Annotated in this window: 24 protein-coding genes; 3 read left to right on the plus strand and 21 right to left on the minus strand. The window is 42.7% G+C overall.

The window, feature by feature from the left end:
- Positions 1-551 precede the first annotated feature (551 nt).
- Complete coding sequence (locus ACNPNW_RS12940; RefSeq protein ID WP_004278843.1) at positions 552-1,016, plus strand: MarR family winged helix-turn-helix transcriptional regulator; 465 nt, start codon at positions 552-554, stop codon at positions 1,014-1,016.
- 77 nt (positions 1,017-1,093) lie between these two features.
- On the opposite strand, the gene ACNPNW_RS12945 is transcribed toward ACNPNW_RS12940, so the two are convergent.
- The 5 genes from ACNPNW_RS12945 to ACNPNW_RS12965 form a co-directional block, all read right to left on the minus strand.
- The gene (locus ACNPNW_RS12945; protein ID WP_005247305.1) at positions 1,094-1,756 is read right to left on the minus strand and encodes an SOS response-associated peptidase family protein; all 663 of its coding nucleotides are present in this window, start codon (positions 1,754-1,756) and stop codon (positions 1,094-1,096) included.
- A 92-nt stretch (positions 1,757-1,848) separates the two neighbouring features.
- Positions 1,849-3,297, minus strand: coding sequence for an aldehyde dehydrogenase family protein (locus ACNPNW_RS12950; RefSeq protein WP_448767019.1), 1,449 nt, complete (start codon positions 3,295-3,297; stop codon positions 1,849-1,851).
- 128 nt (positions 3,298-3,425) lie between these two features.
- On the minus strand, positions 3,426-5,591 hold the full coding sequence (locus tag ACNPNW_RS12955) for a malate synthase G (RefSeq protein WP_004278846.1): 2,166 nt from the start codon (positions 5,589-5,591) through the stop codon (positions 3,426-3,428).
- A gap of 366 nt (positions 5,592-5,957) precedes the next feature.
- On the minus strand, positions 5,958-7,109 hold the full coding sequence (gene zapE / locus ACNPNW_RS12960) for a cell division protein ZapE (protein ID WP_448767020.1): 1,152 nt from the start codon (positions 7,107-7,109) through the stop codon (positions 5,958-5,960).
- An 84-nt stretch (positions 7,110-7,193) separates the two neighbouring features.
- Positions 7,194-8,201: an AraC family transcriptional regulator gene (locus tag ACNPNW_RS12965; protein ID WP_448767021.1), complete on the minus strand. Its 1,008-nt coding sequence runs from the start codon at positions 8,199-8,201 to the stop codon at positions 7,194-7,196.
- A 144-nt stretch (positions 8,202-8,345) separates the two neighbouring features.
- Between ACNPNW_RS12965 and ACNPNW_RS12970 the strand changes: the two genes are divergently transcribed.
- Positions 8,346-9,842: a flavin-containing monooxygenase gene (locus ACNPNW_RS12970; RefSeq protein ID WP_448767022.1), complete on the plus strand. Its 1,497-nt coding sequence runs from the start codon at positions 8,346-8,348 to the stop codon at positions 9,840-9,842.
- A gap of 67 nt (positions 9,843-9,909) precedes the next feature.
- The gene (locus ACNPNW_RS12975; protein WP_448767023.1) at positions 9,910-10,818 is read left to right on the plus strand and encodes a LysO family transporter; all 909 of its coding nucleotides are present in this window, start codon (positions 9,910-9,912) and stop codon (positions 10,816-10,818) included.
- A gap of 122 nt (positions 10,819-10,940) precedes the next feature.
- Here the strand turns inward: ACNPNW_RS12975 and ACNPNW_RS12980 are convergent, their stop codons facing one another.
- The 16 genes from ACNPNW_RS12980 to ACNPNW_RS13055 form a co-directional block, all read right to left on the minus strand.
- On the minus strand, positions 10,941-11,168 hold the full coding sequence (locus ACNPNW_RS12980) for a hypothetical protein (RefSeq protein WP_448767024.1): 228 nt from the start codon (positions 11,166-11,168) through the stop codon (positions 10,941-10,943).
- 86 nt (positions 11,169-11,254) lie between these two features.
- Positions 11,255-11,935 carry an orotidine-5'-phosphate decarboxylase gene (gene pyrF, locus ACNPNW_RS12985; protein WP_216986153.1) on the minus strand — a complete coding sequence of 227 codons (681 nt, stop codon included), beginning with the start codon at positions 11,933-11,935 and terminating at the stop codon, positions 11,255-11,257.
- Positions 11,936-11,971: 36 nt separating this feature from the next.
- On the minus strand, positions 11,972-12,331 hold the full coding sequence (locus ACNPNW_RS12990; protein ID WP_004278852.1) for a lipopolysaccharide assembly protein LapA domain-containing protein: 360 nt from the start codon (positions 12,329-12,331) through the stop codon (positions 11,972-11,974).
- A gap of 24 nt (positions 12,332-12,355) precedes the next feature.
- Positions 12,356-12,661 carry an integration host factor subunit beta gene (locus tag ACNPNW_RS12995; protein ID WP_004278853.1) on the minus strand — a complete coding sequence of 102 codons (306 nt, stop codon included), beginning with the start codon at positions 12,659-12,661 and terminating at the stop codon, positions 12,356-12,358.
- Between the two features lie 163 nt (positions 12,662-12,824).
- Positions 12,825-14,501, minus strand: a complete 1,677-nt coding sequence (gene rpsA, locus ACNPNW_RS13000; protein ID WP_004278854.1) for a 30S ribosomal protein S1 — start codon at positions 14,499-14,501, stop codon at positions 12,825-12,827.
- 110 nt (positions 14,502-14,611) lie between these two features.
- Positions 14,612-15,295 (minus strand): (d)CMP kinase, encoded by a 684-nt coding sequence (gene cmk / locus ACNPNW_RS13005; protein WP_004278855.1) that lies wholly within the window; start codon positions 15,293-15,295, stop codon positions 14,612-14,614.
- A gap of 17 nt (positions 15,296-15,312) precedes the next feature.
- Positions 15,313-15,744 (minus strand): SRPBCC family protein, encoded by a 432-nt coding sequence (locus ACNPNW_RS13010; protein WP_422195746.1) that lies wholly within the window; start codon positions 15,742-15,744, stop codon positions 15,313-15,315.
- Positions 15,745-15,804: 60 nt separating this feature from the next.
- Complete coding sequence (gene tadA, locus ACNPNW_RS13015) at positions 15,805-16,320, minus strand: tRNA adenosine(34) deaminase TadA (RefSeq protein ID WP_253174234.1); 516 nt, start codon at positions 16,318-16,320, stop codon at positions 15,805-15,807.
- A 6-nt stretch (positions 16,321-16,326) separates the two neighbouring features.
- Complete coding sequence (locus tag ACNPNW_RS13020) at positions 16,327-17,448, minus strand: enoyl-CoA hydratase/isomerase family protein (RefSeq protein ID WP_448767025.1); 1,122 nt, start codon at positions 17,446-17,448, stop codon at positions 16,327-16,329.
- On the minus strand, positions 17,445-18,158 hold the full coding sequence (gene ung / locus ACNPNW_RS13025) for a uracil-DNA glycosylase (RefSeq protein ID WP_005247316.1): 714 nt from the start codon (positions 18,156-18,158) through the stop codon (positions 17,445-17,447). Before ung ends, ACNPNW_RS13020 begins: the two co-directional genes overlap by 4 nt.
- Positions 18,159-18,204: 46 nt before the next feature.
- Positions 18,205-18,801, minus strand: coding sequence for a 6-pyruvoyl trahydropterin synthase family protein (locus ACNPNW_RS13030; protein ID WP_044109536.1), 597 nt, complete (start codon positions 18,799-18,801; stop codon positions 18,205-18,207).
- 152 nt (positions 18,802-18,953) lie between these two features.
- Positions 18,954-19,925 (minus strand): type II secretion system minor pseudopilin GspK, encoded by a 972-nt coding sequence (gspK, locus tag ACNPNW_RS13035; RefSeq protein WP_081407897.1) that lies wholly within the window; start codon positions 19,923-19,925, stop codon positions 18,954-18,956.
- Positions 19,926-19,931: 6 nt separating this feature from the next.
- Positions 19,932-20,573, minus strand: coding sequence for a type II secretion system minor pseudopilin GspJ (gene gspJ / locus ACNPNW_RS13040; protein ID WP_448767026.1), 642 nt, complete (start codon positions 20,571-20,573; stop codon positions 19,932-19,934).
- Positions 20,570-21,121, minus strand: coding sequence for a type II secretion system minor pseudopilin GspI (gene gspI / locus ACNPNW_RS13045; RefSeq protein WP_448767027.1), 552 nt, complete (start codon positions 21,119-21,121; stop codon positions 20,570-20,572). Before gspI ends, gspJ begins: the two co-directional genes overlap by 4 nt.
- On the minus strand, positions 21,111-21,662 hold the full coding sequence (locus tag ACNPNW_RS13050; protein WP_005106567.1) for a type II secretion system protein: 552 nt from the start codon (positions 21,660-21,662) through the stop codon (positions 21,111-21,113). Before ACNPNW_RS13050 ends, gspI begins: the two co-directional genes overlap by 11 nt.
- 9 nt (positions 21,663-21,671) lie before the next feature.
- Positions 21,672-22,286, minus strand: a complete 615-nt coding sequence (locus ACNPNW_RS13055; protein WP_005252237.1) for a TetR/AcrR family transcriptional regulator — start codon at positions 22,284-22,286, stop codon at positions 21,672-21,674.
- Positions 22,287-22,306 lie beyond the last annotated feature (20 nt).

The raw sequence follows: 22,306 nt of genomic DNA on the forward strand, positions 1-22,306 counted from the left end.
TGATGCTGAAACTGATTAATTTTAATTTTTTCTACATCATTTATTCGAATTGAATTAAAAATAAACAGAATTTAGTTTGATTAGACCATTACTTTTAAGGTCACTTAAAGATTAGAGCATAAACTATTTTTTTATTGAAAGAACAATCACTTAAAAATATAGCTGTAAATAATCATTTACTATATTGACTAAAACCACTCAATCACCCTATATTTCTTAAATCGATTAATTTATTGAAATACAATTATTTGCATTAAAACCTATTCAGACAGGCTGCTTAAGAACAATAAAAAGTCTTGGAAAACATTTCTACTCACGAAATACATAATGAGGAATTAAATTTATACAAAATATTATCGCCTTTCATCCGATTTTAAAGAACAATCTTCGCGCCAGATAAGGCTCACATGCAGAACTGATCAACTCCTTGGGATATTAAGCAAAACTAAAAAGTGTTAGCGCTTTAACATTTTTAAAATAAAGGTTGAAATATGCATAAACTTTTTCATAAAATGAACGGGCCCTAGAAAAATAAATACAAGGAACATTTCATGACTAAGAAATATGCAAAATTTTTGCCGTGTACGGAAGAATTTAATTTAGAAAACTTTCCATATTATTGGGTAACTCAGGTTCATGCTCAATACGTCGTTAATGTCGATCATGCACTAAAAAAGTATGGTGTTGACAATTCCCGCCGCCGCATCCTTCTTGCACTAAAAGCCAAACCGCATGCCAGTGTTTCTGATTTGTCAGAGATGGTTGTTTCTAAAATGTCGACCACGACTAAAATTGTCTACCGCTTAAAAGACGAAGGTCTGGTTGAAACCTATTCATGTGAGGATGACGCACGGATTACCCGAGTATTTTTGACTGACAAAGGCATGCAAATGACACATAAGATCAATGATCTGACCAATGTCGTACTGGAACAGTCATTTGAAGGCCTGACGCCTTTGCAAATTGAAAAAACCATGGAAAGTTTACGTCATATTTTCAAAAATTTAGCTCGTTAAAGACCTACTTTTTATTTTAAATAGACGCTGGCGAATTGGCGCATACTTTATAATAATAAATAATTCGCCAGAGCTTTCTAAAAATCAAAAAAGTTCAGTTGTGGACTGACTTTTTTGATTTTTTCTTTTGGTACATGTGAGCATTCAAAATCTTCTACCGGAAAGCCCTCTACAAAGCTACGAATATCCGGATGCCTTAGCGTTAGCCATTCTTGCAGTCGCTGCTGTGGAATCACAATAACCGAGCGTTTGATATTACCCGGCTCATGAAACTCCTTCATCATGGGATGGTCAATTGCATCCATGGTAATCATACTGGCAGAGCGTACAATTTCCCCTTGTACCCGAGCAATCTCATACACAGCTGCAATAAAAGTCGCCTGACCATCTTTACGTCTTACACCCCAACGCTGCGGTTTATTGTCAAAATATTTGGACTCATAAAATTCCGATACCGGAATGACGCCAAAATGACATTTGGCAGTGGCCTCAGCAAAAGTGGGCTTTTGCAGTAAGGTTTCATTTCTGGCGTTATAGGTCTTGGTGCCTATAGTTTTGTCTTCTGCCCATTTCGGAATGAGTCCAAAATTCACAGAACGCCATTCCAGTCCTTGAGCTGAATGAAATAAAAGCGGTGTAGCATAATTGGGATAGACCTCCTCTGGATATTCAAAAGGAATTTCTGGCAATCCCAGATTATGCAACTGCTCTAAGGTTAAAGGCTTAAAATTGGCGCACATGGTTCATATATGTAAATCATTCGACCATCAGATTATACCGTGATGCCAAGTCGAAGCCTGTCGTATTTCTATAGTTTTAGGCGCGTTGACTGTTATGAATTCGGGACAGTCAACCAATGTGTCCGGGTAAATTCCTCAAAAATCCAGCGGCCATTAAAACGACCCAATCCTGAATTTTTCTCGCCGCCAAAGGGTGCATTTGACTGATCTGCAACACTAATACCATTAATATGCGTCATACCAATATCCAGTTGTGCGGCAAAAGCAGTGCCTCGCTCGATGTTTGAAGTACATACTGCGCTGGATAAACCAAACTCGGTCGCATTGGCCAGATTTAAAGCATGTGCTTCATCCCGGGCTTTTAAGATAGGTAAAATTGGACCGAAGCTTTCTTGCTGCGCCAGATCGGAATCTTCCGCGACATCAATAAAAATATGTGGATAGACCAGATTCCCTTCAATTCCTCCTTCATACACCAGTTGCGCGCTCTGCTCACTGCCTGTTTGAATGATCTGTTGATGCTTTTCAACCTGACTCTGGTTAATGATCGGACCGATCACGGTATCTTCCAGATTTGGATCACCCACCGGAATCATTTTGATCCGATCCAGAAGCTTATCTACGTAAGCATCATGAATAGAGGTATCAACAATGACCCGGTTAGTACTCATGCAAATTTGTCCCTGATGCATAAAACGCCCCATCAGCGTTAGTTCAACCGCAAGATCAAGATCGGCATCATCCAGAATGACCAAAGGTGCATTGCCACCCAGTTCGAGTGCCAGACGCTTGATTCGGGAACTGGCCAAGGCTTTACTGCCTACACTTTTCCCCACTTCAGTCGAACCGGTAAATGAAATCATTTTCGGCACTGAATGCTCAACAAAATAATCCCCGATTTCACTGCCAGCACCGGCAACAATATTCAGTGCACCTGCAGGCAAACCTGCCTCTTCAAATAATTTACCGATTAAGGTGCCGCCAGTCACTGGTGTATCACTGGCTGGCTTCAGCACAACGGTATTACCACAGGCAATTGCAGTTGCCACTGAACGTAAGGATAAATGAAATGGAAAGTTCCATGGACTAATGACAGCAATCACGCCTAAGGGCTTGCGCAAAACCATACTTTTACGTGCCGGATCCTTACTTTCCAGCTGTTCTGTTTGGATCCAGTCTGGAAAAGCCAGACTTTCCTGAATGATGCCCAGAGCAGCATCCACCTCAACGCCGGCTTTAATGCGCGTACTGCCTGATTCAATAATGAGCCAGTCAATGATTTCGTCCCGACGCTGCTGAATGATCGCGATTAAATTTTGCAGCACTGTTTTACGTACTTCAATGGATTTCAAGCCCCCCTGCTGGAAAGCCTGCTCTGCTGCGGTATAAGCACTGTCGACATCGACAGAACTGGCAGCTGGCATACTAAAAATTTCGCTCTGGGTATAGGGGTTGATATTTTTTATTGTTCTGGTTGAAGTACCGGCTTGCCACTGACCATTAATAAACTGCTGGTCTAAATTTTGATATACCGTTGTCATTTTATTGTTTCCTCGCATGCTTTGCCCCACTTTAAAAGTTCGGCTGGAAAATTTCTAGTCAGAACGACAGCGGCTTACCATTAGACAATAAAAAAGCCTCCGAAGAGGCTTTTTTAAGCTAGACAGGATTAATCACCTGTATAACCTTTTAACTTTAAACGCGCTGCATGTAGAAGCGGCTCGGTATAACCTGATGGCTGCTCACCACCTTTAAAGATCAGGTCAGATGCTGCCTGGAATGCAATATTGTTGGCAAAGTCAGCAGACATTGGTGTATACAGTGGATCATTGGCATTTTGCTCATCCACAATTTTCGCCATACGTTGCATGACTTCTTCTACCTGTTCACGACTTACGATACCGTGACGCAACCAGTTCGCAACATGTTGTGAAGAAATACGTAAAGTCGCACGGTCTTCCATTAAACCGACATCATTGATGTCTGGAACTTTAGAACAACCTACACCCAAATCTACCCAGCGAACCACATAACCTAAAATACCTTGACAGTTATTTTCGAGTTCTTTGGTTTTTTCTTCTTCAGACCAATTAGTGTCTTTCGCCAATGGTGGTGTCAACAAATCATCTAGAGATAAAGGCTGAGTCGACAATAATTCTTGCTGACGGTCTGCAACATTAATCTGGTGATAGTGAATCGCGTGAATCACCGCACCTGTAGGTGATGGAACCCATGCACAGCTCGCACCCGCTTCAGGATGTTCAGTTTTGGTTTTGTACATGTCAAGCAGCATGTCTGGCTTTGGCCACATGCCTTTACCGATTTGTGCTTTACCACGTAAACCTGCTTGCAGACCAATCATCACGTTACGGTTTTCATAAGCCGGGAACCAGATTTGGCCTTTTACTTCGCCTTTACGAACGAATGGACCAGCTTCCATAAAGGTATGGATTTCATCGCCGGTACGGTCCATGAAACCTGTATTGATGAAGATCGTACGATCTTTGGCTTGTGCAATACAGTTCTTCAAGTTCACAGAAGTACGGCGTTCTTCATCCATAATCCCGATTTTTAAAGTTTTTGCAGGTAAGCCAAGTGCCTGTTCTGCACGTTCAAACAATTCAACGGCAAATGCCACTTCTTCAGGACCATGCATTTTCGGCTTAACGATATACATTGAACCTTGACGCGAGTTCTTGATCGTGTTTTCACCTTTGATGTCTGCAAAAGACAACAATGGCGTAACCAATGCATCCATGATGCCTTCATAGATTTCTGCGCCATCTACCAGAATCGCAGGGTTTGTCATTAAATGACCAACATTACGCAGCAACATCAATGAACGGCCGTGAACTTTAGTTTCACCACCTTCTACATTTTTGAAAGTACGGTCTTCATTCAGTTTACGGGTAACAGTTTTACCGTTTTTCTCAATAGACTCTTCTAAAGTACCTTTCATCAGGCCTAACCAGTTACGGTAGCCTTCTACTTTCTCTTCAGCATCAACAGCTGCAATCGAGTCTTCCAAGTCCTGAATGGTCGTAACCGCAGCTTCAAGAACTACATCTTTTACACCAGCGGCATCAGTTTGGCCAATCGGGCTGCTGGCATCAATTTGCACAATAGCGTGCAGGCCATTATTTTTAAATACGATTTCAGTCGGTGCTGAAGCTTCGCCATTGTAGCCAACGAATTTAGCTGCATCTGCCACAGTTGTTTTTGAACCGTCTTTTAGGGTAACAACCAGTGCATTAGCTTCAACTGCGTATTGAGTTGCATCTGCATGCGAACCTTGTGCCAATGGGAAAGTTTCGTCGAGGAAATTCTTTGCAAATGCGACAACTTTTTCACCACGTTTCGGGTTATAGCCTTTGCCTTTTTCCGCGCCATCTTCTTCAGAGATGACATCGAAGCCATAAAGTGCATCGTACAAAGAACCCCAACGTGCGTTTGCAGCGTTCAAGCAGTAACGTGCATTACGTACTGGTACCACCAACTGTGGACCTGCCAGTATTGCAATTTCTTCATCTACATTTTCAGTGCTGATTTGAAAATCTTCTACTTCTGGTAACAAGTAGCCAATTTCAGTCAAGAAAGCTTTGTAAGCTTGTAATTCAAATGTGTTATTGCGGTGCCATTCATCAATTTTCGCCTGAATGTCATCACGCTTAGCCAAAAGTGCTTTATTTTTAGGGCTAAGATCAACAACGACTTGTTCAAAGTTTTTCCAGTATGTTTCGCTGTCTAAACCAGAACCTGGTAGTGCTTCATTTTCGATGAAATCGTAAAGTTCTTTAGCAATCGCTAACTTGCCTTTTTGAATACGTGCAGTCATTGTCTTTCCTGATATTGCTACTTTTTATACAAGAGATTCTAGTATACCGATTAAAATCTAGCTGAATAGTATTATCACATTGCTAAATACTGAGCATTTTTTCCAATATGAATACCCTCATAAACATATTTGATCTTTCTCAGTTACAAATAGATATCATTCTGCTAAATACCTTAATGACAGTGTATAAAGTTTTCGAAATGTAGAAATTAGACTTAAGTTCAGATTTTCGAGTAAAATTTATGCTTTCTAGTTATACACGGTCATATTTAAAGCAAGATTAAGCCATGTTTGACCTAGCTTGTCGACAATTTAAGCGCTTATTTTTATAAAAAAAGCGCCGGTGAATCACCAGCGCTTTTATTGTTATTCTCCATTCACGGAGACTTTTTGCTCAATCTGACGGTGTTCAGAATTCAGGTAATCATCCGATTGCATTTCCAGCAAACGGGAACGGGTCCGTTCAATTTCAAAGGCCAGTTTCTCACCCTGATAGATATCAATAATATTATCTTCCGAGGTTAAGAGTAATTTGACGCCACGGTCATAAAATTCATCGACCAGATAAATAAAACGGCGCGTGCCATCATTCAGGAAATCGGTCAGGTGCGGTACATTACTCACTAAAACCGTATTATAAATATTAGCAATTTCAATAAAATCAGCCGGACTACGTGGTTTTAAACAGAGCTCAGAGAATTCACACCACAACACATCTTCGGTATGGGACACAGTTTCGACAATACGGTTATTGATAATAATCGGTTCTTCAGAGCAGGTCTGGGTCTGGGTCAGCGCACTGAAACGTTGCGCAATCCAGTTTTTATGATCATGGGTTAATGGGAATTTAAACAGTTGAGCCTGTTTCAAAACCCGTAAACGGTAATCCACCCCGGCATCGACATTCAGGATCACACAGTTCTTTTTCACCAGCTCAATCGTTGGTATAAAACGGTCACGATGAATGCCGTTTTTATATAGGCCGTCCGGTGCGATATTTGACGTGGCGACCAAGGTAATGCCACGTTCAAACAGTTTCTGGAACAGATCACTCAGGATCATCGCATCGGTGACATTAGATACGAAGAATTCATCAAAACAGATAATGACGGCATCTTTATAAATCCGATCCGCGACGATATCTAACGGGTTACGCTGCCCCGATAATTTGTTGAGTTCACGATGCACATGCTGCATAAAATGGTGAAAATGCATCCGGGTTTTACGACGAAACGGAATCGAATCATAGAACTGATCCATTAACCAGGTTTTGCCACGTCCCACTCCGCCCCACATATACACACCTTTCGGCGAGGTCTGACGGCGAAAACGGCGAAATGCTTTTTTCGATGCTTTAAAACGCTGAATTAATTCCAGCCAGACACGATTCAGCTCATGTACTGCCATTGCCTGCGCTTCATCAGGCATAAACTGTCCTGAAGAGATCGCTTGTGCATAACGTTCTGCAGGAGAAATCGGACTAAAAGCTGTGCTGTGCTGTGAATTAAAATCGGACATAGAATTTCGTACTATTTGGGATCAATTTAATTATAGCGGAGTTTAATCAACACGCTATAACACTTTGGCATAAACAAACTTAGGCTATTTTATATATTGCCGAGGGCTTTGCCCAAACCAGCGTTTAAAGGCGTGGTTAAAAGCCGCCGGCTCAGAATAACCTAATAATTCTGCAATCATTTCAATCGAATACTGTTTGTACTCAATTAATCGCAAAGCTTTATCTTTAATAATCTCTTCGCGAATCTGTTTATAACTGGTATCACACTGCTGTAACTGATGCCTTAAGGTTCGCTCCGGAATATGCAGCGCCTGTGCAGTTTCAGCCATACTCGGCATCAGGCCGCTTTGAATCTCCAGATAATCCTGCACCCGCTGTACCACAGTCGGCGTGTGTTCATCCTGTTGTAAACGCTCCAGTTCAGCCAGACATTTGGCTTCATACACCGCAAAAGTTACTGCATCCTGCGACGGAATTTTGATATCCAGAACTGCCTCATCGAACCAGAATGCCGCCCGAGGTGCATCGAACTGTACCTGTGTTCCGTAGTAATCATGATAGACCTTTAAGGTATTCAGATCTTCCGGATAGGCAAATGGCAACTCGATCCGCAGATCAGGTTTGGATAAACCCATCATTTTGTAAATTTCCCGGATAAACTTAAAAGTCCCGGAAATCTCCGCCTGTGCCAGCAACAGACCCAAATGATCATCTTGCTGCTTGGCCCGATAACATAGCGCGCTATGATGCTCGCTTTGCTGCAAGGTCAACTGACCGGTCAAATGCGTCAACTGCTGAAAACGGATCACCTGATTCAGTGCATCACGTACCGTAGGACTGGTCACCAGCAACATGAGTAAGGGACCATAACCTGCCAAAGCATAATGCTGGCCAATCAATAATCCCTGTTCAGGTTGGATTTCCTGTCCCACCACCTTAAGCACATCATGTTCCAGACTCGGATGGATCACCGAGCTTGGATCAAAGGCATCTACACGCAGCCCAATGTTTTGCAGTTTCTGATCGACCTCCATGCCAGCCTTGCGCATTCCTTGAATCAAATACATCAGACTGAGAACAGAACGTTTCATAACCATACAAATACAATGTGATTATTCTAGTTGTACTATAAAAATAATGTGTCGGCTATTGCCGTTTAGATCAATTTTCTATCTAATCATCAAGGAGCAAATTACGATAAATATCCAACATTAAAATAAGTAAGGAATTTACTGATGCTAGATTATGCCACCCCTACACGTTCCCATCCCCATACTAAAGTTGCTATTATTGGAGCTGGTTTCGGAGGGATTGCCATGGCAATACGTTTACAACAGCATGGTATTTATGATTTTATTATTCTTGAAAAAGGTAGCGATTTTGGCGGAACCTGGCGGGACAATCAGTACCCTGGAGCAGCCTGTGATGTGCAATCACATTTATATTCCTTGTCATTTGCACCGAAAAGCAATTGGTCCAAACGTTATGCGGAAGCACCCGAGATATTTTCTTATATTCAGGATCTGGTGACCGATTATAACCTGCGTGCTTTTTGCCGTTTAAATACCGAAGTACTGGCAGCACATTACCAGGCAGAACGCTGTCTATGGCAATTACAGCTACAGGATCAAAGTATCCTTGAAGCCCAGTTTGTTATATTCGCTTCCGGACCTTTACATATTCCGCAAATCCCAGATATTCTCGGTATTGAGAAATTCCAAGGCAAAGTCTTTCATTCTGCGCAATGGGATCACACTTATGACCCGACTGGCAAAAATGTCGCATCGATTGGAACAGGTGGCAGCGCCATTCAATATATTCCGGAAATTGCCCCGAAATGCAAACAACTGTATGTCATGCAACGTACTGCAGCTTGGATCATTCCTCGGGATGAACGTGCCTACCCGAATCTTGAAAAGAAACTCTTTAAAAAATATGACTGGTTTAGAAAGTTACATCGCACCCGCCTGTATTGGTCAAATGAATCGCGTGTGGTACCGATTATCAAACCAGGCATTATGAAATTCACCCAAAAACTGGCAGAACTATTCATTAAATATGAGGTCAAAAATCCTGAATTGGCCAAAAAACTGACTCCCGATTACATCATGGGCTGTAAACGCATTCTGATCTCGAATAAATACTTTCCCACGTTTAAACGCCATAATGTAGAACTGGTGACTGAAAAGATTCAGGAACTGACCGAACACAGTATCATTACCCAAGATGGAAAAGAGCAGCCGATTGACTATCTGATTTATGGCACCGGATTCATTACCGATCCACGTATCTATATGAAGAATTTTCAATGTACCGGGCTTGATGGCGTAGAGTTGAATGAAATGTGGAAACAAGGTGCTGAAAGCTATTATGGAATTTGCGTGAAAGACTTTCCAAACTTGTTTCAGTTACTGGGGCCAAATACCCTATTGGCACACAACTCTGTCATTTTTATGATTGAGGCACAAGTCGAATATATTTTGCAATTGATGCAACTAGTCGATCGATCCCAAAGCGATGCCATCATGGTCAAAGACCAGGCACAGGATGCATTTAATCAGCAGGTGCAACATATGTTTGAAAAGACTGTGTGGCAATCTGGCTGCGTCAGCTGGTATCAGCAGGAAGGCGGCAAGAACTTTGCCTTATGGCCAACTTATACCTGGAAATACTGGCTCAAAACAAAAAAGCCAAATGCCGCAGATTATCGATTATTGAATAAAGTCGCCTAAAAGCTTTTACCATCTGACATCAAGCGGTGGCATAATTTATAGGTAATTTTTTCAATCCATTAAATTTATGCAATCGCTTTGGCTTATCTTTCAGCTTCTATTCTGTCTAGCACTCGGTTTTGCCATGGCAAAACAAATTCCGCTTTCGATTATTAAAATCTGTTTCAAGCTATTGCCCTATTTTAGCTATGTTTTATTGATTGCAATTGCCTTTGAATTTTCACAATTGGTAGATGAATTGCAGCATCCTCTCCAGATTTTGAGTACGTCGATCAGCATTGCCTTTCTGACCTCGCTCGGTGCTTTTGCATTTTGCTATCTACTATTTAAATGGGCAGGTTATCCTCCTAGTTCCGGTCGGGTATCCGTCGACCTGGTGCTTAAATCCCTAATGAACATGAGCTATGCCTTTTTGGCTCTCGCAGGCGGATATTGTTTACATACGGGCTTGAATCTATTTGATCTATCCGTGCAAATCAGCACCTGGCATTTGTTGCTGGTATTTATGTTCATGATTGGCCTGGATCTGGCTTATTCACCTTTAGATCGTTCCTGGTTAAATTTTAAAATTCTCTTAGTTCCGATTGGTTGTATTTTTGGTTCATTATTTGCAGTCATGCTTTATTCATTCTGGAATACAGACATCAGTCTAAAAGATTTGATCATGCTGTCACAAGGCTATGGATTTTACTCAATGTCAGGTGTTGTCGTAACAGAACTCAGAAATGCAGAACTCGGCAGTATCGCGCTAATGAATGACCTGTTTAGAGAAATTTTTGCCATCTTACTCATGTATGGTATGGGCTGGAGATACCCAAGATCCGCCATTTCCGCAGCGGGTGCAACTGCGATGGATGTGACTCTACCGATGGTTAAACAGGCCTGTGGGCATGATTTTATTCCACATGCCATGGTCAGTGGTTTTATTTTGTCACTGTTAGCACCAGTCATGGTGAGTGTACTGGCAGCGATTTAATTACTTTATCACTTTCTCAATCTCACTAAATTCCTCTTTTATAAAGAGGAACTCTCCTCCCTGATTCAGTTTAAAAGCAGAATTTTAAAACGAAGCACAAGCAAGTAGGCCGAGAGGGCTGACTAAAAACTTAAATCAATATCACTTAAGGCATCGCCTACTGTTTCAATAACATTCGAAGCAAGACTAATGGCATCAGATGCCAAACTGACCACATCGATCCCCGCTGTCCAATCTGCTGAGCTTGCCTGCTGTTGTTGCTGTTCTTGTTGCTTAAGCTGCTCTGCCTGTTGAACATTTTGAATCACGTCATTCTGTGCTTTTTCTAATTGTGGTTCAGATGAAGTCATAATTTTTCCTTTTTATTTTATAACTATTTTTTTCAATATATAAAAAAAGCCTTTCGACTGAAAGGCTTTTTGTCATTCAAACCATATTAAAGCGTTGCCAGAATATCTTTTAAGGTTTGGCGCATATTTTTAGACTGGGTAATCGGGCGACCAATTACCAGATGTGTTGAGCCATCTAGCATTGCCTGTTTCGGTGTCACAATACGTTTCTGGTCATCTGCATTCGACCCTTCTGGACGAATGCCGGGTGTCACCAATGCAAAGTCTTTTCCAATCGTTTCACGTAACATTTTCGCTTCTTGAGCTGAGCACACCACACCATCGAGACCACTCTCTTTGGTCAGTTGTGCCAGACGTTTTACATGCTCATTTGGCTCAATATCCAGACCAATATCTTTTAAGTCTTCACGGCCCATTGACGTCAATACAGTCACTGCAATCAACTGAGTTTTATAATTACCCGCTTGCAAACGCTCTACACAGGTTTCCATCATCTTGCGGCCACCTGAGGCATGCACATTGACCATCCACACACCCAAATCTGCTGCCGCGCATACTGCCTGTGCTGTTGTATTTGGAATATCATGAAATTTCAGATCCAGAAATACATCAAAGCCTTTATCTTGAAGTGCTTTGACAATAATTGGACCTTCATGGGTAAATAACTCTTTACCAACTTTAAGTCGACACAAGGCAGGATCTAACTGTTCTGCAATGGCTAAGGCATCAAATTGGCTTTTGGCATCTAGTGCGACGATGATACTCAAGAGATTACCCCTTCATATAGGCAAAAAATAAGCCCATTATAATGGGCTTTGATTTTCATTGGTAATATCTAATACAGTTTTTTCATGCCGGGTATGGGCTGCTGCTTCAGCGGCCATTAACTTGGCTGTATTCAACTGTTCCTTACGTAGATGTTCAATGTCTTTACGCAGTCGTTTTATTTCCCAATTCGTCTGAAAAACCCGGAAGATCTGAACGCCCAATAACAGGCCCAAAACGACACCTAAAGATAACGTGAGGAGAAGTAATAATCCCAGGCGCATTGCGGGAACTTGAGTAAATAACAAGTCCACTGACAATTCGGTACCGTTTTGCAAAACCAAAGCTAATGAATAACCAAACAGTACCAATAAAAGAATGACCAGAACGTAACGCATGAACACCCCGCAAAATATTTACAATTATTTTTGTGCAGACTCGTTCACAGCGTCACGAAGTGCCTTGCCTGGTTTAAAGTGCGGAACTGCTTTTGCAGCCACTTCTACTGATTTACCAGTTTTAGGGTTACGACCTACGCGCGGTTCACGGTGATGCAATGCAAAACTACCAAATCCACGAATCTCGATACGATTGTCAGTTGATAATGCTTCTATCATTTGATCAATCATAATTTTAACTGCTTCTTCCACTAAAGGCTCAGCCAAATGCGGATTTTTTAACGCAATACGCTCTATTAAGTCAGACTTATTAAGTGCTTCAGTAGTCATCTGCGACCTCTTTAATTATCAAGCTACTTGGGATCTATTTCCCGATAATAACCTGTTTAAATACAAAACGGTAGCGCAATAATTAAATACTACGCTACCGTTTACAGTATTTGTATAAAAAGTATTAGTTAACTTACATTAACAATACAATTCAAACGCTTACTTAGTTGCCCATTTGAGCTTTGATCAGGTCACCAATTGTCTTAGGACCATTGTCTTGACCAGCAGGAGCTGTTTTCAAGTTAGCAACTGCTTCTTTCTCTTCAGCTTCGTCTTTCGCTTTGATAGACAAGTTGATTGCGCGAGATTTACGATCTACGTTGATGATCTTCGCTTCAACCTCTTGACCAACTTCAAGGAACTTAGTTGCATCTTCAACGCGATCGCGGTTGATTTCAGATGCTTTCAAAGTCGCTTCAACTTCGTCAGCTAACTTAACAGTAGCGCCTTTAGCGTCAACTGCAGTTACAGTACCTTTAACCAACGCACCGCGTTCGTTAGCAGCAAGGAAGTCATTGAACGGATCGTTGTTCATTTGCTTGATGCCAAGGCTGATACGGTTGCCTTCAGCGTCTACAGAAAGGATAACCGCTTCAACAGTGTCGCCTTTCTTGTAACGACGAATCGCTTCTTCGCCTTGTTCGTTCCAAGAAATATCAGACAAATGAACTAGACCGTCGATACCGCCTGGTAAACCGATGAAGATACCGAAGTCAGTGATAGATTTGATCGTACCAGAAACTTTTTCGCCTTTGTCGTGATCTTTAGCAAACTCTTCCCATGGGTTAGCACGAGTTTGTTTGATACCCAAAGAAATACGACGACGTTCTTCATCAACTTCAAGAACCATAACATCAACTTCGTCACCAATCTGAACAACTTTAGATGGGTGGATGTTTTTGTTCGTGTGATCCATTTCTGAAACGTGTACTAAACCTTCAACGCCTTCAGCGATTTCAGCGAAACAACCATAGTCAGTCAGGTTAGTTACGCGCGCTTTAACGATTGAACCTTTAGGGTAACGGTTCATGATCGCTAACCATGGATCTTCGCCAAGTTGTTTAAGACCTAGAGAAACACGGTTACGTTCGCGGTCGAATTTAAGTACTTTAACAGTAACTTCTTGACCAACTTCAACAACTTCTGAAGGGTGCTTGATACGTTTCCAAGCCATGTCAGTGATGTGAAGAAGACCATCAATACCGCCAAGGTCAACGAATGCGCCGTAGTCAGTAAGATTTTTGATAGTACCAGTAACTGTTTGACCTTCTTCAAGCTGAGCAAGAAGAGCTTCACGGTCAGCTGAAGATTCAGCTTCCATAACAGCACGACGTGAAACAACAACGTTGTTACGTTTAGCGTCAAGTTTGATTACTTTGAATTCTAACTCTTTGCCTTCTAGGTGAGTAGTATCACGAATAGGACGAGTATCAACTAAAGAACCTGGAAGGAACGCACGTACTGGACCGATGTCAACAGTGAAACCACCTTTAACTTTACCAGAGATAACACCAGTAACGATTTCGCCGTCTTCAAAGATTTTTTCAAGTTTAGTCCAAGTTTCTGCGCGTTTAGCTTTTTCGCGAGAAAGAACTGTTTGACCCATACCGTTGTCAAGTGCTTCAACAACTACGTCTACAGTATCGCCAACTTGAACTTCAAGTTCGCGCTGTTCATTTAAGAATTCAGCACGGTCAACAACGCCTTCAGATTTAAGGCCAGTGTCAACAGTTACCCAATCAGAGTCAATGCTTACTACAACGCCCTGGATAACTGCACCCTTTTCAACGTTGAGGTTTAATTCGCTTGCTTCAAAGAGGGCTGCAAAAGATTCGGTCATGATATTTCCGATAAAGTCAGCGGTCTTGGATCAGACAAGGCCGGTTTAATTAAGCATCTACATAGTCCATATAAAACTGATCAAGCTATGCGTTTGCTGATAAAATTGGGTTAATTTGCTAACTGCTGATCCACATAAGTGGTCATCAGCTGGAATACTTCATCGATATTCAAATCTGAACTATCAATAATGTAAGCATCATCCGCAGGCTTGAGTGGAGCGACGGCGCGTTCCGTATCTCGTTTATCGCGAGCGATGATATTAGCTAAAATGTCGCTTATTTTAACATCCAGTCCCATGCCCTGCAACTGCTTTACACGTCTTTGCGCGCGTGATTCAGCCGAGGCCGTCAAATATATTTTTGCCTGAGCATTCGGGAAGATACTTGTCGCCATATCACGTCCGTCTGCTACCAGACCAGGCGCCTGTGCAAAGGCATGCTGACGTGAAACCATCGCTGTTCTAAGCTCAGGAATTGCTGCAACTTTTGAAGCAAACTCTCCTACCCGTTCAGTTCGAATAGTTTGGGACACATCTTCACCATCCAGCCACACCTGCACCCCGGTGTCGGTACTAACAAACTGGATATCTAAATTTGTTGCGATTTGTACGCATTCTGGCAATTTCGTGTCTAGCGAATCCAGCAAATCATGGTGATGCAATGACAAACCCAAAAGGCGGTATAAAGCACCAGAATCCAATAAGTGAAACTGATAATGTGCAGCCAGTTTCGCTGCTAACGTGCCCTTGCCAGACCCACTTGGACCATCAATGGTAATAATTTGAACTGTCATTGCTTTCCCGTTGTTGTTTAAACAGATTTTGCGAGTTTTGTCAGGCCTAGTTTAATCGCTGCCTGTAACTGTGCAAGGATTAATTTACTCACAAAAGGCGCACGTGCCTGCAATTCAATCGTATAAGTTACTAACGTTTTGTCATCAGCCAGTGCTTCAAATTCAATAATGCCTAAATGATGCTTGATCAATGGATTTTTAATAATCTGATATTCGATGCGATTATTTGGCTCGAATAAGGTAATTTGTTCTTTCAGCGGCTTTACTGGACCCATACCCATTGCACGAACCGAACCGAGTCCATCAGGATATTCAGCATCCGCAGAATCCTTGATTCGTTCGACCTGCATCGGCGCAAAGGCAATATTATAAGTGGCATGCTTAGACATTAAATCAAAGACATCATCAAGCGCTGCCGGGAATTCTTTTTTTACTTGAATGCTATTCATTATTGTTCCTGAATATTGCAGATATTTGAAAGTAAGTAAATTTTAGCGGATAAAGCAGATTTATTTCTGCGTATTTAATAACTTTTCTTGTAACTTGAGTTCTCGTTTCTGCTCGCGGCGCAACTTAAAAAATGAACTGAGCTGTTCAGAGCATTGCTGCTGCATGCAGCCTGCCTGGAAAGGAAATACGTGATTATAATAACCGGTTTCAAACAGTTGACGCGCACTCACCAGTGAACCTGCTTTCGCTTCAAATGCACCAAATACTACCCGTGAGACCCGCGAATGCACCAGCGCACCGACACACATGGTGCACGGCTCAAGAGTCACATAGAGCACCGCATCATCAGGTAAACGATAATTTTGGATGTTTTGACAGGCATCACGTAGCGCAACAATTTCCGCATGCGCAGTGGGATCATTCAACGAGATCGGTGCATTAAATCCCTGACCAATGATCTGATTTTGGCTGACGATAATTGCCCCGACAGGGATTTCTCCCTGTGCAGCAGCAAGTGCAGCCTGCTCGTAAGCACGCTGCATCCAGTATTCATCTGTAAATTGTGTTTCGGACATTGAAGCTTAAATCACACCATAATGCTTGAGCAGCTCATTCCAGCTTTCAATAGTCGTAACTGGAGGATTCTCAGACAGGATACCTTTCAAGCTCATATCTGCACCTTTTTTCCACTCAGGACTAAGGTCTTTGTCGACCAGACGTGCACGCACACCTTCGACAAAATCATGATGACGGATTTTCCAGTCAGAAATTTGCAGTTCCAGTTCAAAAACTTCTTTCCAGGAATGTACCTGCTTACCCCATTGCCATAATAGCCAGGTCAAGGCTGCAGTGGTGGGTGAACCTTTTTTCAGGTTTTCACTGGCCTGACGCAACCAGTCACTACGTGCATCACTCAGGCCAATAATCGATTCATAATCATGCTCGAAGTTGATACCACGGCACACACTATGAATGACATCCAGAGAGTTCTGCAATGGTCCCGGGCCGACTGGACGATGCATACCGTTCAGGGTGTCATCAATGGCGCGAAAGTCACCTGCAGGATAATGATCCCAATCGATATTAATGACTTTATCCAAAACTGAATCACGCTGTGCATCACAAATATGGGTTGCCCAGCCAATCCCATAAGCGCCGGCAGCCGTCATGATTGATCCGGTCAAGCCGGTAAATAGACCAATCGCACCACGATCTGCCAGGAAGCGGGTCGCACCCACATCTGGATATAAACCGATATTGATTTCAGGCATGGCCAAACGTGAATATGGCGTCACTAAACGGAAAGGCGCTGCCATAAACAGGCCCAAGCCACCGCCCATCACATAACCTTCACCCCAGACTAAAACGGGTTTGGCATAATTATGTAATAACAGATCGAGTGCATATTCTTGCTCAAAAAATTTATTGGCAGCCGCGACTTCATCATTAATCACTAACTGACGCAGCTTACGCACATCCCCACCCGCGCAGAACGCTTTTGGTGTGGTTGAATCTAGCCAGATGGCTTTTACGCTTTCATCATGATGAAAGTCCTGAAATACTTCCAAGAGTGCGGAAGCGATCGATTCATCCAGCGCATGCAAAGATTTCGGGCGATTTAAACGAACGATACGCCAACCATTGTGCGCTTCTTCAACAATCAAATCTGGATGATAATGTTTAGTAAGGGGAGAATATTTCATGCGTCCAGCTGCCAATCTATAGGCTCAATGCCATGTTGTTTGAGGTAATTATTCGATTTCGAAAATACTTTGCAACCAAAAAAACCACCACGGTTTGCGGCCAAAGGCGATGGATGTGCTGCCTTTAACACGAGATGCTTGTCTTGATTAATGCGCTGTCCTTTACGCTGTGCGTATGCGCCCCAAAGAATAAAGACAATATGTTCACGCTGTTCATTTAATACATCAATGACGTGATCGGTAAATTCTTCCCAACCGCGCTTTTGATGCGAAGTCGGCTGACCTGCTTCTACGGTCAGTACTGCATTTAACAGAAGCACACCCTGCTCTGCCCAATGCGTCAAGTCACCATGCTTCGGTCTTTCAACCCCAACATCAGCATGTAACTCATGAAAAATATTACGCAAAGATGGTGGTAATGCAACCCCCTTTTGCACGGAAAAGCTTAATCCATGCGCCTGATTTGGGCCATGATAAGGATCTTGCCCTAAAATTACCACTTTCACCCGATCTAGCGGCGTAGTATTCAAAGCATTAAAAATCAGATGATTGGGAGGATAAATGATTTTATCTGCTTTTTTTTCTTCAACGAGAAATGCTTTTAATTCATCCATTTTCGGACTGAGCAAAAATTCACTCAATCCATATTTCCAGCTTTCATCCAGCTGAACTTTATTCAGCTTGGCCAGTTGCTGTTCATTTAAAGACATTCTTCAATCCTAAATCTATGTCAATGGATTTAAAGTCACGCAGACTTTAAATCTGTACCTGTAAATCTACTGTAGGGTTATGAAATGGTGTGCCCTGTTTGAGCTTGGCAAACATGTCCGGATCTGTCCATTCAGCCTGCACTTGTTCAGAGAACTCAAGTTGCTCCAGACTAAGGATGCCCATTTGTTCATTTTGAATATCTTCTAAAAAGCTTTGTGCATAGCCGGTGTCGGTTTCATGCACAATCACAGAATAGACTTCGACATCGCCTTCACCATTTTGAGTCACGGTCGATGCCAGCACCTGCTGTGCCAGAAAGAAGAAAATACGTGAAAACTGTTCTGCTGATGGCGATACCGGCAAAGACACCCAGCGCGCACTGAAATTCTTGCAGGCCTGAATATATTCCGGATCGTCATTTTTCCAAAAGCAGATGGCATGATCGAAAGAATCAAAGAAATCCTTAATCACACCTTTAAGCAGACCAAAGTCATAGACCATTTGACCATGATCTAGCTTCGAGGCTTTTAGCAATAACTCGACTTTATAACTATGGCCATGGATCGAACGCTTACAGCGATCTGACGTGCAGTTACGCACAATATGAGCATTCTCAAACTTAAATAACTTACGAATTAACATATGCCGTAATGTCGTCAAAAAATAGGTGAATTAATTTTGATTATAAAGCAAAAGTAAAGCTTTGAGGATTAATTTTGCTGTTTAGCATGATAGGAAAAAGGCATCAGCCCGGCATTTGCGCTTATCCAGCCTGTACAACTCATGAGCTAAAATTAAAATGGCGCCATGCTACGGTAAGCGACATAAACCTGTTTGTCCTGACGAACCAGATCGCTGCTAAACTGGCGCTTACGCTCACTTAAAACCACTTCGATTCGGGCTTTAAAATAATTGGATTGCACCCCAAGCAGACTGTTAAACAAATTACGCCTGTCCGCATCGACCTGAGCGAAAGGCTCCAGTGACCACAGATCAGTCACATTGGAAAAGTGCTCCAAATTGGCCTGACGCTGATCCAGCAATTGCTGCACTGCATTCACATCCAGCTTTTCATCCATACTAGCCAAAAGAAAAGCTGAAGCGGTATTAATATTGACCAGGCTCTCCTGCACCGGTGCAGTACTCAGATAAGGTGCTATCAGCTTATATTTATTCTCTTCAAAACCGCGTACCAGCTTTAATTCTTCTACGCTGTGAAATTTTGCATTCGGTGGCAAAGCAGCATTGGGCAAGCTCTGATAATAGTTAGATTCGGCGCCCATGCCCCCACTGACCAGCTCGTCTGCATCCTGCCAGTCAATGACTGCTTCACTGAGCTGTTCCGGCAAACTGGCACGTTTTAGAATCAGCTCGAACCATGCTTTGGCATTTTCATTGACTGCGCCTTCGGCAGTAATCAGGCTATTTAAATTAAACTTGCCTGATTCATCCTGTATTATTCCGGAGACATAACCGTCATCTACCGGAAAAGCTGGCATGGGCTGCGCCCAGGTTTCCTGCAGATGGTCGACCTCTGCGGCATTTTCAGCATCATCGACCAGCAATTCAGAAAAAAAGGCCTCAGCACTTTTGGCATACATTAAGGACTGGTTTTGTCGCATCAAATAGGCAGTGCTTTCAGCAGTTGCAGCTTGACGTTGCGCAATCGTAGCCGCCAGAATAGTCGCTAGCGCTACCATCACCAGAATGGTAATCAGTGCAATGCCCTGCTGCTGCTTGATCATGATCGCTTTATTCATTTTCATTTCTTATTATTCTGAGCTGGGTTGACCGGTGTTCTGAGTATCAAGCAAAAAGTCCGTATTCAATAAACTGAACATCCATTCATAACTTACACCATTCACGGTTAAATTGATTTTAATCCCTTTAGGCAAACGCTGTTTATGCTCTAACTGATTCAGATCAGCAGAAGCATCCGGCCATTGTGTGAGTTCATTCGGATTAAGTACGATGATCTGAAATTGTTCCACTTCCGACAATAAAACACTGGATTCGGGCTGATCTTGACCTGCCTGATTTAGATTCCGGTATTTCAAGCGATAAAGTTTCTGCTCATCGGCTCGATACTGATATTCAATGCGCTCATCTGGGGAAATCCCTTCTTCCAAAGGATTAGTTACCCCGGTTTTACTGAAATTAAAGCGTCCGTTCTGCAGCACTAGAGCCGGTTGAATATCCCCATTGATGTTGGCCGTTAAGGGAACTGTCTGTACGGTATCTCGCAGAATCTGCTGATAGGTTTGTTGTAACTGACCTAGACGCTGTTCATGAATCACATTCTGATCTTTAGTTTTGACAATATAATCAAAAACTTTCCAGCTCAAAGCAGACAGCACCGCAAAGATCGCAATTGCGACCATTAATTCAACTAGGGTAAATCCTTTAGGCTTCATGGGGTATTGTTCATGCGATGATTAAAGAACATCAGACTGCTGATGCCAGATTCAACCTGACCACTGTCCTGATTAACCAGACTAATCTGTAATTCGATTCGCTGGACATTCGGACTGACCGTCGGCTCACTACGCTTGTCAATCTGCCAGGTTTCACCTTGCTGGGTCAGCTGTTTGGAAGCCGTGCCTTCCATCCATTCCTGATTGATTTCCATTTGCGCCACTTCATTTAAGGCAACAAACTGTGCTTTGGTACGTAGAATGGCATTCGAGGTCGACTGGGTATATTGCATTGCGACTTTGGTCAGGGTCATAGCTGCGGTTGCAAAAATTGCCAAGGCCACCATGACTTCCAACAAAGTAAAACCTGAGGCACGATTAAGTCGAGTAACACTCGACCTGAGCGACATTGTCGCGCAAGAAAGTCCGATAGCAGCGCAAGACGAAGTCCTATGCTTGCAGCACACATGATCAAATCCATGAACACTCGCCTTAAACAACTTGATTACACCAGACCCAGCGCTCTGCTTGAAATATCTAGATTTCATTGATTTTACCCAGATGATCAATCTCAATCGCAGCACCCACTTCACGGTCTTCTAAAAAGAACTGAATCCGCACCGGTTTGACTTCACCATTGCCGAGCCAGATTAATTGAGGTGAATTTGCCTGAGTCAGGTCACGATTTTGTGCCCTGGCATAACGCTGCTGTTCCAGTGCCTGAATTTGAAAGGAAATATGATCAGGCAAACTACGCAATTTAAAATCTGCATAATTTTGCCATTTCTCATTTTGCAGGTTCGGTTCAGTCTGCGCTGCCGAACGATATTCTATAATTCCATAGCGAAATGGCGTGACATCTGTCGCTGATTGAACGTCAAGCGCGAGTATTCTGGATTGGTCATTAGCCTCGCGTAGCACCCGTTGCAAGTCCACCAATAAAATTTCCCGTGCCTGCATCGCTTTGCGCTGATCGACACCACTGGTATTCAGCAGCACTAGTGAAGCCATAATTCCCATAATCACAATCACCACCATCAATTCGATTAAGGTAAAGCCACGAACTGCACTGTGAGGTGATCTGATCATAGGACAACCTTAGGCAAACTGCTCGGCTGAATGTACCTGCTTAGGCAAAGCCAGTGCCTGATCGATATAGGCTACACGCAAGGTATCGCGCGAACCCAAATAACGCTGATAGAAACTGGAATTAAGAATTGCAGCTGCACCATGGGTCAACGACCAGATCGAAGCCAGATAATCGCGTACTGACATGCGGCTATTAATAGAAGCCAGATAAGTTTCTGTCATACGGATAATCAGGCGTAAACGCTGTTTGCGCACCTGATAAAGTTCGCTAAAAAGGTGCTGGATTCCAACCCCAGTCGTCGACAGGCGTTCTTCAATCTGATGAAACAGCACGGTTCGTTCCGGATGATGTAAATGATGCAGCATAAAGAAGGCCAGATGTTCAGGAAAGGCTTTATCGCTATCCTGAATCATTTCCAGCAACATGCGCTCATTACGGATAATCAGCAGCATGTACAGCTCATCTTTACTCTGAAAATGTTTATAAAGTGTCCCTTTGGCCAGATCAAGCTCGGCAGCCAGCGCATCTAGCGTCATTCCTGCTTCACCATTTTCCAACAGGAGCTGTTCTGCAACTTGAAAAATCAAGGTTTCTCTTGCTCGAAACTGAGCCTGACGATCCATCTTCACCCTATAAACTCTCT

It is taken from the genome of Acinetobacter endophylla, assembly GCF_053543775.1.

What these genes read in the sequence shown, in the direction of transcription:
- rpsA (WP_004278854.1), bottom strand. Translation starts at nt 14,501, where the DNA reads ATGACCGAATCTTTTGCAGCCCTCTTTGAAGCAAGCGAATTAAACCTC.
- ACNPNW_RS12965 (WP_448767021.1), bottom strand. Translation starts at nt 8,201, where the DNA reads ATGAAACGTTCTGTTCTCAGTCTGATGTATTTGATTCAAGGAATGCGC.
- tadA (WP_253174234.1), bottom strand. Translation starts at nt 16,320, where the DNA reads ATGTCCGAAACACAATTTACAGATGAATACTGGATGCAGCGTGCTTAC.
- gspJ (WP_448767026.1), bottom strand. Translation starts at nt 20,573, where the DNA reads ATGAAGCCTAAAGGATTTACCCTAGTTGAATTAATGGTCGCAATTGCG.
- cmk (WP_004278855.1), bottom strand. Translation starts at nt 15,295, where the DNA reads ATGACAGTTCAAATTATTACCATTGATGGTCCAAGTGGGTCTGGCAAG.
- ACNPNW_RS12945 (WP_005247305.1), bottom strand. Translation starts at nt 1,756, where the DNA reads ATGTGCGCCAATTTTAAGCCTTTAACCTTAGAGCAGTTGCATAATCTG.
- ACNPNW_RS12940 (WP_004278843.1), top strand. Translation starts at nt 552, where the DNA reads ATGACTAAGAAATATGCAAAATTTTTGCCGTGTACGGAAGAATTTAAT.
- ACNPNW_RS12995 (WP_004278853.1), bottom strand. Translation starts at nt 12,661, where the DNA reads ATGACTACTGAAGCACTTAATAAGTCTGACTTAATAGAGCGTATTGCG.
- ung (WP_005247316.1), bottom strand. Translation starts at nt 18,158, where the DNA reads ATGTCTTTAAATGAACAGCAACTGGCCAAGCTGAATAAAGTTCAGCTG.
- ACNPNW_RS12955 (WP_004278846.1), bottom strand. Translation starts at nt 5,591, where the DNA reads ATGACTGCACGTATTCAAAAAGGCAAGTTAGCGATTGCTAAAGAACTT.
- gspK (WP_081407897.1), bottom strand. Translation starts at nt 19,925, where the DNA reads ATGAAAATGAATAAAGCGATCATGATCAAGCAGCAGCAGGGCATTGCA.
- zapE (WP_448767020.1), bottom strand. Translation starts at nt 7,109, where the DNA reads ATGTCCGATTTTAATTCACAGCACAGCACAGCTTTTAGTCCGATTTCT.
- ACNPNW_RS12990 (WP_004278852.1), bottom strand. Translation starts at nt 12,331, where the DNA reads ATGCGTTACGTTCTGGTCATTCTTTTATTGGTACTGTTTGGTTATTCA.
- ACNPNW_RS13010 (WP_422195746.1), bottom strand. Translation starts at nt 15,744, where the DNA reads ATGAATAGCATTCAAGTAAAAAAAGAATTCCCGGCAGCGCTTGATGAT.
- ACNPNW_RS13050 (WP_005106567.1), bottom strand. Translation starts at nt 21,662, where the DNA reads ATGATCAGATCACCTCACAGTGCAGTTCGTGGCTTTACCTTAATCGAA.
- ACNPNW_RS13055 (WP_005252237.1), bottom strand. Translation starts at nt 22,286, where the DNA reads ATGGATCGTCAGGCTCAGTTTCGAGCAAGAGAAACCTTGATTTTTCAA.
- gspI (WP_448767027.1), bottom strand. Translation starts at nt 21,121, where the DNA reads ATGAAATCTAGATATTTCAAGCAGAGCGCTGGGTCTGGTGTAATCAAG.
- ACNPNW_RS12970 (WP_448767022.1), top strand. Translation starts at nt 8,346, where the DNA reads ATGCTAGATTATGCCACCCCTACACGTTCCCATCCCCATACTAAAGTT.
- ACNPNW_RS12975 (WP_448767023.1), top strand. Translation starts at nt 9,910, where the DNA reads ATGCAATCGCTTTGGCTTATCTTTCAGCTTCTATTCTGTCTAGCACTC.
- ACNPNW_RS12980 (WP_448767024.1), bottom strand. Translation starts at nt 11,168, where the DNA reads ATGACTTCATCTGAACCACAATTAGAAAAAGCACAGAATGACGTGATT.
- ACNPNW_RS13030 (WP_044109536.1), bottom strand. Translation starts at nt 18,801, where the DNA reads ATGTTAATTCGTAAGTTATTTAAGTTTGAGAATGCTCATATTGTGCGT.
- ACNPNW_RS13020 (WP_448767025.1), bottom strand. Translation starts at nt 17,448, where the DNA reads ATGAAATATTCTCCCCTTACTAAACATTATCATCCAGATTTGATTGTT.
- ACNPNW_RS12950 (WP_448767019.1), bottom strand. Translation starts at nt 3,297, where the DNA reads ATGACAACGGTATATCAAAATTTAGACCAGCAGTTTATTAATGGTCAG.